The organism is Rhizobium sp. YIM 134829, assembly GCF_046546455.1.
Window position 1 is genome coordinate 148,864 of the sequence record NZ_JBKHKI010000006.1, and the last position, 12,403, is coordinate 161,266.

At 64.3% G+C, this 12,403-nt stretch carries 11 protein-coding genes; 9 read left to right on the plus strand and 2 right to left on the minus strand.

The features are described from left to right. The first annotated feature begins 25 nt into the window (after positions 1-25). The 7 genes from ACLE20_RS12580 (at position 26) to ACLE20_RS12610 (ending at position 7,667) form a co-directional block, all read left to right on the plus strand. Positions 26-1,609 (plus strand): amino acid permease, encoded by a 1,584-nt coding sequence (locus ACLE20_RS12580; RefSeq protein WP_410940641.1) that lies wholly within the window; start codon positions 26-28, stop codon positions 1,607-1,609. Positions 1,610-1,712: 103 nt separating this feature from the next. Then, on the plus strand, positions 1,713-3,083 hold the full coding sequence (locus ACLE20_RS12585) for a glutamine synthetase family protein (protein WP_410940642.1): 1,371 nt from the start codon (positions 1,713-1,715) through the stop codon (positions 3,081-3,083). A 60-nt stretch (positions 3,084-3,143) separates the two neighbouring features. Further along, positions 3,144-3,560 carry a helix-turn-helix domain-containing protein gene (locus tag ACLE20_RS12590; protein WP_410940643.1) on the plus strand — a complete coding sequence of 139 codons (417 nt, stop codon included), beginning with the start codon at positions 3,144-3,146 and terminating at the stop codon, positions 3,558-3,560. Then, a complete protein-coding gene (locus tag ACLE20_RS12595) occupies positions 3,550-3,969 on the plus strand; it encodes a type II toxin-antitoxin system VapC family toxin (protein WP_410940644.1) in 420 nt (139 codons plus the stop codon). The genes ACLE20_RS12590 and ACLE20_RS12595 overlap by 11 nt, the downstream gene beginning before the upstream one ends. Positions 3,970-4,001: 32 nt before the next feature. Then, positions 4,002-5,390 carry an aldehyde dehydrogenase family protein gene (locus tag ACLE20_RS12600; protein WP_410940829.1) on the plus strand — a complete coding sequence of 463 codons (1,389 nt, stop codon included), beginning with the start codon at positions 4,002-4,004 and terminating at the stop codon, positions 5,388-5,390. Beyond that, positions 5,387-6,532: an iron-containing alcohol dehydrogenase gene (locus tag ACLE20_RS12605; protein ID WP_410940645.1), complete on the plus strand. Its 1,146-nt coding sequence runs from the start codon at positions 5,387-5,389 to the stop codon at positions 6,530-6,532. Before ACLE20_RS12600 ends, ACLE20_RS12605 begins: the two co-directional genes overlap by 4 nt. 439 nt (positions 6,533-6,971) lie before the next feature. Beyond that, positions 6,972-7,667, plus strand: coding sequence for an AAA family ATPase (locus ACLE20_RS12610; RefSeq protein ID WP_410940646.1), 696 nt, complete (start codon positions 6,972-6,974; stop codon positions 7,665-7,667). Between the two features lie 41 nt (positions 7,668-7,708). Here ACLE20_RS12610 and ACLE20_RS12615 read toward each other — a convergent pair whose 3' ends face one another. Next, positions 7,709-8,998, minus strand: a complete 1,290-nt coding sequence (locus ACLE20_RS12615; protein ID WP_410940647.1) for an NAD(P)/FAD-dependent oxidoreductase — start codon at positions 8,996-8,998, stop codon at positions 7,709-7,711. Positions 8,999-9,439: 441 nt separating this feature from the next. Beyond that, positions 9,440-10,807, minus strand: a complete 1,368-nt coding sequence (locus tag ACLE20_RS12620; RefSeq protein ID WP_410940830.1) for a L,D-transpeptidase family protein — start codon at positions 10,805-10,807, stop codon at positions 9,440-9,442. Positions 10,808-11,063: 256 nt separating this feature from the next. On the opposite strand from ACLE20_RS12620, the gene ACLE20_RS12625 reads away from it, so the two are divergent. Both ACLE20_RS12625 and ACLE20_RS12630 read left to right on the plus strand, forming a co-directional pair. Then, positions 11,064-11,936, plus strand: a complete 873-nt coding sequence (locus tag ACLE20_RS12625) for a DUF4432 family protein (RefSeq protein ID WP_410940648.1) — start codon at positions 11,064-11,066, stop codon at positions 11,934-11,936. Between the two features lie 125 nt (positions 11,937-12,061). Then, positions 12,062-12,400: a TIGR01244 family sulfur transferase gene (locus tag ACLE20_RS12630; protein WP_410940649.1), complete on the plus strand. Its 339-nt coding sequence runs from the start codon at positions 12,062-12,064 to the stop codon at positions 12,398-12,400. The last annotated feature ends 3 nt before the right edge of the window (positions 12,401-12,403 follow it).

Below are 12,403 nucleotides of genomic sequence, written 5' to 3' on the forward strand. Positions count from 1 at the left end.
GAGCCGGGACAATCAGGGGAAAACCATGTCGGATTACAACGACGTCGACAAACATGCGGATCTGCAGATCCTGCATTCCATGGGTTACGCGCAGGAGCTCGAGCGGCGGATGAGCTCGTTCTCGAACTTCGCTGTCTCCTTCTCGATCATCTGCATCCTCTCGGGCGGCATCAATTCGCTCGCCCAGGCGACCGCGGGCGCCGGTGGGGCGGCCATCGGCATCGGCTGGCCGATCGGCTGCCTGGTCTCCGCGGTCTTCGCCGTCGCCATGGCGCAAATTTCCTCGGCCTATCCGACCGCGGGCGGCCTCTATCACTGGGGCTCGATCCTCGGCAACCGCTTCACCGGCTGGCTCACCGCCTGGTTCAACCTGCTCGGTCTCGTTACCGTGCTCGGCGCCATCAATGTCGGCACCTATTATTTCTTCATGGGCGCCTTCGGCACGCCCTATTTCGGGCTGGCCGACACGACCACCTTCCGCATCCTCTTCCTGGTGGTCATCACCGGCGCCCAGGCGCTGGTCAACCATATGGGGATCGGGCTCACCGCCAAGCTGACCGACTTCTCCGGCTATCTGATCTTCGCGACCGCCATCCTTCTGTCGCTCGCCTGCCTGATCGCCGCCGATAGCTATGACGTTGCCCGTCTCTTCACCTTCGCCAACTATTCGGGTGCCGCCGGCGGCAATGTCTGGCCGGAAACCTCCAGCGGCTGGGTGTTCCTGCTCGGGCTCTTGCTGCCGATCTACACCATCACCGGCTATGATGCCTCGGCCCATACGTCGGAGGAAACAGTGAAGGCCGCCACCTCCGTGCCGCGCGGCATGATCTCCTCCGTGCTCTGGTCGGCGCTGTTCGGCTACATCATGCTCTGCTCCTTCGTGCTGATGATCCCGAATGAATCGACGCTTGCCGATGGTGCCGTCGTCGATGGCATGACGGCAGCGGCCGCGCAGGGCTGGAACGTCTTCTTCTGGGCAATGGATACCCAGCTCAACTGGGTGGTGAAGGATCTGCTCTATCTCGCCATCTTCGCCAGCCAGTGGCTCTGCGGTCTCGCAACCGTCACCTCCGTCTCGCGCATGATCTTCGCCTTCTCGCGCGATGGCGGCCTGCCGGCGTCCAAGGCGCTGGCGAAGGTCAGCCCGAAGTACCGCACGCCGGTCGCGGCCATCTGGACCGGGTCGATCCTCTCCGTGCTCTTCGTCTGGGGCTCCTCGCTGATCTCCATCGGCGAAACGCCGGTCTATACGATCGTCGTCTCCTGCACGGTCATCTTCCTGTTCTTCTCCTTCGCCATCCCGATCACCCTCGGCCTCTTTGCCTATGGGACCTCGAAATGGCCGAAGATGGGCCCCTGGAACCTCGGCCCGGGACTGTTCAAGCTGTTTGCCGGCCTGACCGTGCTGGCCATGATCCTGATCTTCGTCCTCGGCGTGCAGCCGCCGAACGGGGCAGCGCTTTATGTCACCGTCGGCTTCCTGGTGCTCACCGGCATCATCTGGTTCGGCTTCGAGCAGCGCCGCTTCCGCGGTCCGCCGATCGGCGACGAGGTGGCCAAGCGCGCCGCCGAGATCGCCGCCGCCGAGCGTGCCGTCGGCCAGGCCTGAGCCTGATCCTCGAGACCAGCGGGCGGGCGCGACCGGATGCGCCCGCCTTTTCTCCCTTGCGCTTTACCGGCCGCGCCTGCCGGCCAGACACAGGACCTGCCCCATGACCGCGCCTTACACCTTCGATGCCCTGAAGACCGATGTGGAGGAGGGGCGGATCGACACCGTGCTCGCCGTCCAGGTGGACATGCAGGGGCGGCTGATGGGCAAGCGGTTCCAGGCGGAATATTTCGTCGAGAGCGCTTACGAGGAAACCCACAGCTGCAACTATCTGCTGGCCACCGACATGGAGATGGAGACCGTCTCAGGCTACAAGTCGACCAGCTGGGAAGCCGGCTATGGCGACTATGTGATGAAGCCGGACCTTTCCACCCTGCGCCGCATTCCCTGGCTCGAGGGGACGGCGCTGGTGCTCTGCGACGTGCTCGACCACCACACCCATGAGGAGGTGCCGCATTCCCCGCGCGCCATCCTGAAAAAGCAGGTACAGCGGCTGGAGGCCATGGGGCTCAAGGCCTTCATGGCGACCGAGCTCGAATTCTTCCTCTTCGACCAGAGCTACGACGATGCGCGCGAGAGCAGCTATCGCGACCTGCGCCTCGCCAGCGGCTATAACGAGGACTACCACATCTTCCAGACCACCAAGGAAGAGGATGTGATGCGGGCGATCCGCAAGGGCCTGCAGGGCGCCGGCATCCCGGTCGAAAATTCCAAGGGCGAAGCCTCGGCCGGCCAGGAAGAGATCAATGTCCGCTATGCCGATGCGTTGAGCATGGCCGACCGGCATGTGATCATCAAGAATGGCTGCAAGGAGATCGCCTGGAGCCGCGGCAAGGCCATCACCTTCCTGGCCAAATGGCACTACAACGCCGCCGGCTCCTCCTCCCATATTCACCAGTCTCTCTGGAGCCTCGACGGCAAGACGCCGCAGTTCTTCGACAGCCAGGCGGAGCACGGCATGTCGGAGACCATGCGCCACTATGTGGCCGGGCTTCTCACCCATGCGAGCGAGATCACCTATTTCCTGGCGCCCTACATCAATTCCTACAAGCGCTTCATGGCCGGCACCTTCGCGCCCACCAAAGCCGTCTGGTCCAAGGACAACCGCACCGCCGGTTACCGGCTCTGCGGCGAGGGCAGCAAGGGCATCCGCATCGAATGCCGCGTCGGCGGCTCCGACCTCAACCCCTACCTCGCCATGGCCGCGCTGCTGGCCGCCGGCATCGCCGGCATCGAGGGCAAGCTTGAGCTCGAGGCGCCGTTCGTCGGCGACGCCTATGGCGGCAAGGACATCCGCGAGATCCCGAAGACCTTGCGCGACGCCACCCGCCATATGACCGGCTCGACCATGCTGCGCGAAGCCTTCGGCGACGATGTCGTCGATCACTATACGCGGGCGGCCGAGTGGGAGCAGGAGGAGTATGATCGTAGGGTGACGGATTGGGAGGTGGCGCGGGGGTTCGAGCGGGCGTGAGCAGAGTTGCCGACACTGAGCGGGCGATGATATAATCTCGGTGCTTGTGGAGATTTTCTCATGATCGACAGCGCCTGGTTCTATGAGCAGCTCGCCTCCAATGGCCGCTCTGTGCGTGATTTAGCCCGTTTTCTCGATCTCGATCCGAGCTCGGTCTCGCGGATGTTGCGAGGCGAAAGGAAGATGAGCGCCGAGGAACAGGACGGCGTTGCCAAGTATCTTGGCCTACCGCTCGCGGACATCGTCGCCCGCCGGCGTGGCGAGGCGGTGGGATTGGGAGAGCGCGGGCTGGAGCCACTGGTGATGGACGAGACTGATTTCGAGGTGCGGGAGCGCGGCGCTGTCCGTCGTGCGGTCGCAGGCCTGAGCTTCTATGATCGCGTGCGCGGCTGCATGAAGGGGACGATCAGCGTCGCGCCGGGCGTGGATCTGAGTGCGCCGACGGATCCGGACTGGGCGAAGGTTTATGACGACTGATCGCTACCTGCTCGACACCTGCGCAATGCTCTTCATTGCGCGCGACGAGCCGGTGTCGAGGCCGGTTGCAAGCTTGCTGGGGGCCCTGCCATCCTATCCCACCGAGATCGCTCTGTCGGCCTTTTCTGCCTGGGAGATAGGACTGCTCGTTGCAAAGGGGCACCTGACGCTGGAGCGCGATCCGCTGACGTGGTTTCGGATTGCGGCATCGCGATTTGATGTGGAGGTCTTGGTGCCGACGCCAAGCGTTCTGGTTGCCGCGTCCTTCTTGCCGGAGCCGATGCATGGCGATCCCGCCGATCGCATCCTCATCGCCACGGCGCGGGAGAACGATTTGACGATTATCACCCGCGACCGCGCCATCCTGGCCTATGGCGCAGCGGGGCATGTGAAGGTACTGGCCTGCTAGGCAAGCGCGCCTGGGGCCGAAGGAGACGGATGATGACGACCATTCAATGTATTTCGCCGATCGACGGCTCGGTCTATGCCGAACGTGAGGCGGCGAGCTTCGAGACGGCGAAGGCCGCGATTGCGCGTGGCCGCGCCGCGCAGAAGGATTGGGCACGCCGCCCGCTGGAGGAGCGCGTCCAGCTCGTGCTGAAGGGCGTGGCCCGGCTGAACGAGATGGTCGACGAGGTGGTGCCGGAGCTTGCCTGGCAGATGGGCCGGCCGGTCAAATATGGCGGCGAGTTCAAGGGCTTCAACGAGCGGTCCAATTACGTGGCGACGATCGCCGCTGACGCGCTGAAGCCGATGATCGTGGAGGAAAGCGACCGGTTCGAGCGGCGCATTGCCCGCGAGCCGCATGGCGTCGTCTTCGTCATCGCGCCTTGGAACTACCCCTACATGACGGCGATCAACACGATCGCGCCGGCCCTGATGGCCGGGAATGTCGTCGTGATCAAACATGCGAGCCAGACGCTGCTGGTCGGCGAACGCATGGTGCGTGCCTTCAACGAAGCGGGCGTGCCGCAAGAAGTGTTTCAAAACCTCTTCCTCGACCATGACACCACCTCGGCGCTGATCGCAGCGCGCAGCTTCGACTTCATCAATTTCACCGGCTCCGTGGAGGGCGGCCGGTCGATCGAGCGGGCCGCGGCCGGCACCTTCACCGGGCTCGGCCTGGAGCTTGGCGGCAAGGATCCCGGCTATGTGATGGAGGATGCCGATCTCGAGGCGGCCGTCGATACGCTGATGGACGGCGCGACCTATAATTCCGGCCAGTGCTGCTGCGGCATCGAGCGCATCTATGTGCACGAGTCGCTTTACGACGCTTTCGTGGAGAAGTCGGTCGCCTGGGTCTCCAACTACAAGCTCGGCAACCCGCTCGATCCGGAGACGTCGCTCGGTCCGATGGCCAACAAGCGTTTCGCCAGGACCGTGCGCGAGCAGATTGCCGATGCCAAGGCGCGCGGCGCCAGGGCGCTGGTCGATCCGGCGCTCTTTCCCGCCGATGACGGGCAGGGCACCTATGTCGCGCCGCAGATCCTCGTCGATGTCGACCATACCATGCCCTTCATGCGCGACGAGACCTTCGGTCCGGCCGTCGGCATCATGAAGGTGTCGAGCGACGAAGAAGCGCTGGCTCTGATGAACGACAGCCCCTATGGCCTCACCGCCTCGCTCTGGACGAAGGATAGCGAGCGGGCAGGCCGCATCGGCGCCGAGATCGAAACCGGCACCGTCTTCATGAACCGAGCCGACTATCTCGATCCGGCGCTCTGCTGGACCGGGGTCAAGGAAACCGGGCGCGGTGGCGCGCTCTCCATTATCGGCTTCCAGAACCTGACCCGGCCGAAATCCTACCACCTGAAGAAAGTCACCGCATGACCATCACCGCAAATTGGAGCTACCCGACCGCCATCAAGTTCGGCGCCGGGCGCATCAAGGAACTGGCCGATCACTGCAAGGCGAACGGCATCCGCCGTCCGCTGCTGATCACCGATCGCGGCCTCGCCGCCCTGCCGATCACCGCGCAGGCGCTGGATATTCTCGATGCGGCGGGTCTCGGCCGGGCGATCTTCTCCGACGTCGACCCGAACCCGAACGATGTCAATCTCGATGCTGGCGTCGCCGCCTTCAAGGCCGGCGACCATGATGGCGTCATCGCCTTCGGCGGCGGTTCGGGGCTCGATCTCGGCAAGGCCGTCGCGTTCATGGCCGGGCAGACGCGGCCGGTCTGGGATTTCGAGGATATTGGCGATTGGTGGACACGGGCGAGCCTTGAGGGGATCGCGCCGATCATCGCCGTGCCGACCACGGCCGGGACGGGCTCGGAGGTCGGGCGTGCGAGCGTCATCACCAATTCCCAGACACATACCAAGAAGGTGATCTTCCACCCGAAATTCCTGCCGGTGGTCACGATATGCGACCCGGAACTGACCGTTGGCATGCCGAAGGTGATCACGGCCGGCACCGGCATGGATGCCTTTGCCCACTGCCTGGAGGCCTATTCTTCGCCCTTCTATCATCCGATGAGCGCCGGCATCGCGCTGGAAGGCCTGCGGCTCGTCAAGGAAAACCTGCCGCGCGCTTATGCCGATGGCAGCGATATCGAGGCCAGGGCGAACATGATGTCGGCAGCCGCCATGGGGGCGGTCGCCTTCCAGAAGGGGCTGGGCGCGATCCACTCGCTTTCCCATCCGGTCGGCGCGATCTACAACACACATCATGGCATGACCAATGCCGTCGTCATGCCGCCGGTGCTGCGCTTCAACCGTCCGGCGATCGAAGCCAAGATCGCCGCGGCGGCGGCCTATCTTGGGATTTCCGGCGGGTTCGACGGTTTTTATGACTATGTCCTGGCGCTGCGGTCCGAACTCGGGGTGCCGGATAAGCTGTCCACGCTCGGCGTCGGGACGGACCGGATCGACGAGATGGCGGAAATGGCGATCGTCGACCCTACCGCCGGCGGCAATCCGGTGGAACTGACCCTCGACGCAGCGAAGACCCTCTTTGCCGAATCCATCTGATTGATGCGTCGGATCCCTCCCTGTGCAAACGGGGAGGGAGATTTCACAGTAAAATCGCGACGAAGCTTGCGTGGAGCTGAAGACTTCATCTCCCTGTCATCAGCAACGGGAGCAGCGATCTGCGCGTGACGAGTTTCCGTTTGCAAGACGGAAGATGAATTTGACCGATTAGCATGATCGATGCGCAGGTTGGTTCTGCTCGATCCCTGTTGTTTTTCCACATTTATTTAGATTCTCTTTTGTCAATCTGCGACCTTGGGTGATTCGAAGGGCTCGGCGCAAACAAGCCCGGACTACTTCGTCAAGTCCCGCATGGGTGCAGGTTCTACCATATTGCTTTTTTCTTGCTCTTGGCCTCTCTGTGGAGCTGTTGGATCGAAGCCGCTAATATTTGAGGCGGGTTGCGGCGGGCGCGATCTCAATTTGAACCGGGGGCTTCATGGCAGTTATCACTTTCGCGAACACCAAGGGCGGCGCTGGGAAGACGACCGCGGCTCTGATCCTGGCAACGGAGCTGGCGCGTGGCGGGGCGCGGGTCACCGTGCTCGACGCGGATCCGCAGCGTTGGATTTCCTCCTGGCACGGCTTGTCCGGCGCCATCCCGAACATCGAGGTGATCTCGGAGATCACGCTGGCCTCGATCCAGGGGCATATTTCCGAGAACCGGCGGACGACGGACTATTTCGTCATCGACCTCGCCGGCGCGCGCAACAGTCTGCTGGCCACGGCGATCGGTCTGTCTGATCACGTGCTGATTCCGATCCAGGGCTGTTCGATGGATGCCAAGGGCGGTGCGCAGGTCCTGGAACTGCTGGGTGAGATCAGGCGCACGTCGGGTATCGAGATCGATCATTCGGTGGTGCTGACGCGGGTCAATTCGCTGGTCACGACCCGGGCGCTGCAGGTGGTCAAGGATCTCTTGGCAACCCGTCAGGTGCGGGTGCTCAACACGCCGATCATCGAGCGCGCTGCCTTCCGCGATATTTTCGACTGGGGCGGTACTTTGCAGACGCTCGATCCGCAGCGTGTCAGCAATCTCGACAAGGCGCGCGAGAATGCGCGGTTGTTCGGCGACGAGGTGCGTCGCCTTGTGCCGATGCGCCGGGCGCCGAGCCGCTTCAGCCGTGCTGCCTAAGGGCGGTCGACCGACACGCAAGGCGAGCGCAGTCTCTCGTCTCAGATCCGCCGGTCGATGAAGTGCTTGGCCTGCGCGCCGGCATGGAAGAAGGCGGATTTGAGTTGGCGCAGACGGTCCGGGACGATCGGCGTTTCGGCGAGCGGCAGGGCCTGCGGCTCGCCGGCAATGTGGGCAGCCAGCGCGCGGCCGAAGACCGTGCCGGGCGCGATGCCGCGACCGTTGTAGCCACCGACCGAATAGACGTTGGCTGCCAGCCTGTGCAGTCTTGGAAGCGCATCGACCGTCATGCCGATCCGCCCATCCCAGCCGTGCTCGAACTCCGTCGCGCCGATCTGTGGGAAATGCGTTCGTAGCGCGCGTTGCGCGTAGGCACGATGGGTGCCGGCGGCGATGGCGTCCAGTCGGCCGATGCTGCCAAAGATCAGCCGGTTCTGCTTGTCCATCCGGAAGGAGGTCATCACCGTTCCGGTATCCCAGCAGCCCTGACGCTCTGGCAGGATGCTGCCGGCGAGATTGGCCGAGAGAGGCCGCGTGGCAAACTGGAAATAGGGTAGGATGGTGAGTTCCTGCGTATGGGCGGTGAACGGCATGCCGTCGATCATCCGGCCATAGGCATCGGTGGCCACCACCACCGTCTTCGCCCGTACCTCGCCCTGCGGCGTCATCAGCCGCCAGCCGTCGCCTTCCTCGGCCGCTCGGACGACCGGGGAGTGGGTGTAGATCCGAGCGCCTCGGTCCAGCGCAGCCCGCGCCAGGCCGCGGACATAGGAGAGCGGCTGGATCGTCCCCGCCCGGCGGTCGAGCAGGGCGCCTGTAAAGCCTTCGGCCCCCGTCAGCGCTTTTGCCGCGGTCTCGTCCAGTGTTTCCACCGGCGCGCCGTGACGTTTCCATTGCGCCTGGCGTGCGCTGATTTCGGCGACGCCGGCCGAGCCGATGGCCAGGTGAAGCGTACCGTTTCGAACAGCCTCGCACTCGAAGTCGAACCGCTCGATCAGGTCGAAAACCAGCGACGGTCCGTTCCCGAGAGCCGTCAAGAGTCTCTCGCCGGCCTCCTGCCCCAGAGTGGCGATGAGATCGTCGGGCATGGTCCACATGCCGGCATTGACGAGGCCGACATTGCGGCCCGAGGCGCCGAAGCCGATCATCTCCGCCTCGAGCACTGCCACCGTTGCGCCGCGCTCGGCGAGATGGAGCGCGGTAGAGACGCCGGTGAAGCCGCCGCCGATCACCGCCACGTCCGCTGACGCTGTATCCGTAAGCGGCGTCGTCTCCGGCGCCGGCTTGGCACTGGCATGCCAGAGGTTGGAGTGGGAGCGGTCGGTGGTCATGGGCGGATCCTGCAGGGCGCAAAGCTGATCCATAAGATGAGTTCTCGCCGAATTACAGAGCCCCGTCATGACTTTATGCCATCGGTTCATTCCATCGGCGGAGGCAGATGAGGCAGGCCAAGCCCAGCTTCGCGAATGGCTGCGATGGAAAGACCAGAAAGACGCGAGGGCCGCAGCCGGTTGCCCGGCCGCGGCCCCGTCGGCTAACGCCGAACGAGCGCAGTATCACTGGTGCGCGCCGGAGAGGCAGCGCTTAAGCGCAGGGCTCTAAGACAGGGTTCAATAAGTGGCGGAGCCGGCGAAATACGGGGTCAAGCCGGCGGGCTTGCATTCTTTAGAGATTCATTATGACTGTTTTATGGCGAGCGCACCGGTATGTTTTCTGTCATCCAAATATTACGCATCTCGGCCAGAAACGTAACTGTTAGCTAACATATCGACTCAATCGACGAACTCCACAACCGTGCCGACGCTCACCATCTTGGCGAGTTCGGTCGCGTCCCAGTTGGTCAGGCGAACGCAGCCGTGGCTCTGGGTCTTGCCGATCTTTGAGGGTTCGGGTGTTCCGTGAATGCCGTAGGTGGGTTTGGAGAGCGCGATCCAGACGGTGCCCACCGGCCCATTCGGCCCGGGCTGAAGGGTCAGCACCTTGTCATTGTTGCCCTGCTTGAAGTTGATCTTCGGATTATACGTATAGCCCGGATTGAGCGCGATGCGATCCACCTGGACGGTTCCAGACGGCGAGGGGGTATCGGACGACCCGATCGTTGCCGGATAGGCCGCGACCAGGCCGCCATTGGCATCATAGGCGAAGACCTGCTTTCGGGCCTTATCGGCCAGGATGCGGGTGACCGTGCCAGTCTTCGGCGCGCCGGGATTGATGACCTTCACGATCGTGCCGGGGATGGTGAAATCGACGCCCGGGTTCATCGCGCGCAGATAGGTCTCGTCCATGTGGAACTTCTCGCCCAGCATCTCCGGCACCGAGGTGAAGGAGAGATGTGGCAGCTCCGCCTTATGCGCATAGTCTTCGGGGATCGACGCGACATAGGGGCCGGCGGCATCGGCGGCGGTGATCGTATAGGTCGTGAAGGGCAGGCCGCCGCTCAGCCGCAACCGCTCCAGAATATCCTCGGTATTGTTCGGATCCAGCGTCTCGCCGGTCGCTTGCTGCCAGGCCTCGATCGCCTTGGTGACGTTCGATCCGGTCTTGCCGTCGATCACGCCCGGCGAGAAGCCCTCGCGATCGAGGAAGACCTGCAGGGCGGTGATTTCCGCGCTGGTCTTGCGGGTGATCGCGGCGGCCGGCGGCAGCTGGATGCGCGGCTCGGACATCGATGAATCCGGCGGCAGCGCCGCCATGTCGTTTTCGTCCTGTGGGAAGCCATCCGCCGGCGGCAGCGAGTCGGCGGGTGGCAGGCCACTCTGAAACCCATCGCGCGGCAGGCCCGATGGCAGCGCGCTGCGCTCCACGCCCGGCGGCACCACGCTGCGGAAGCCCGGATCGGCGCCAGTGCCATAGCGGTAGTTCGGATCGCGGTAGTCGCGAACGGCGCCGGTGACGCCCGAATCGAAGCCGTTGCCCGATGCCTCTTCGCCATAGCCGCCCGGCGCTTGGCGGCGCGCTGCGCGCCGGCGGTCGCCCATCACCGTGCCCACAACCTGACCCCAGTCGTCGACGAGCACCGTGCGTCCCTGGCGATCGCGCATGACGCGCACTGCGCCGCTATCGGGAATATAATCCAGCACTTCGCCCTGCGGCGTGACGATGACGGCGTCGGGCGCAAGGCGGTAGGTGGACTGCGCCAGTGCCGGCGGCGTGCCGGCGAGCAGCGTGATGCATGCCAGGCCGGCGGCCAGGAGACGGGAGAGGCAGCGGTGAGATGCGATGATCACGAAACAAACCTGTTGACGGGCAGACACGCGCGAGCGCTACAAGCGGAATTCGACGGTAATATGGAAAGATTGAATTGATCGTAAAGACTTCGCTAACGGCGAGGGTAAGGCGCGGTTTTCTGCATGGGCCCGTGCCGGAACGAGGACGATGGAAGGCAGGATTTCGCGAATGCGCATGACGATGACGCCCGGCGCGGCTGAGATGACGCCCGGCGCGGCTGAGGGGCATCTCCTGCTCGATCCGTCCTCAGCGCTTGATCTTGCAGCCTTTGTGGTGGACGGGGTCGATCTTTCGCCGGGCTCGGCGATCCCCTCGGATGGCGATCCGCGGATCGACCATGCGCTGAAGGGCTTTCTCTTCACCTGCGGCCCGGAGCATATCCGCCATCCCGAGCCGATCGCCGCCGGTCGCGGGTCCGACACGGGCGCCTATCCGCTGCATGGGTCGCTTGCCGGAACGCGGGTAGCGGAGCGGGACATTCTTTCGACGCCGACCGCATCGGAGGCACGTTTTTCGTGCCGGCTCGCCGATGGCGGAGAGGCGGAGATCTGGCGACGTTGGTCGATCGGAGCCGGCGGCTGGGTCCATCTGGACGATCGCATCACCAATATTGGCAGCAGCGCCTTTCCGGCCATGTGCATGTACCACGTCAATCTCGGCGGCAGCCTGCTTGGCGCCGAGACGCGCGTGAGCGGCGGGATGCTGCCGGAAGGCGGGTTGCCCTGGCGCTTCGGCGAGGGGGAGAGCGCACATGTCTGTCTCCCGGCCGCCTCCTCAAACGGCGAGGCGCAGGTCCGTCTCGGCCCGATCCCGGCTCTTGGGCAGCGGTCGCTGGAGCTCCGTTTCGCGACGGACAGCCTGCCCTTCTTCCAGATGTGGCGCTGCCAGCGGGGAGGGGCGGATGTGCTAAGTCTCGAGCCGGTCTCGCACCGGATCGCCAAGCGGCCCGCGCTCGCGGAGGCTGGCGAACTGCCGGCGCTTCTCCCCGGTCGATCGATCTCCTATGCGCTCGCCTTCCGCGTCGCCGCCGCTGAAGCGTGATCTCTCGGCCGGGCGCATCGGTTGACGGGCCGGGCAGCCACGTCCTACATCAAGACGATCGATTGGGTGGCAGCGCCACCCGCGCCGGCCAGCATGGCGGCGACGCTGATGAGGAGATGAGCAGGATGGATATTCGCAAGATCGATGACACCTATTCGGTGACCGGCCAGATCACGCCTGCCGATCTCGACCAGATCAAGGCTCTGGGCTTCAAATCGATCGTCTGTCACCGGCCGGACCAGGAAGCCGCCGACCAGCCGCATTTCGCCGAGATCGCCGCGCGCGCCAAGGAACTTGGTCTCGAAACCAAGCATATTCCGGTGGGCCCCGCCGGAGTCACGGCCGAGGCCGTTCATGCGATGGTCGATGCGCTCGACGAATTCGAGCGGCCCATGCTCGGCTATTGCCGCTCCGGCGCGCGCTCGACCGCCGTTTACGAACAGACCCGCCACATCCGCGGCTGAACT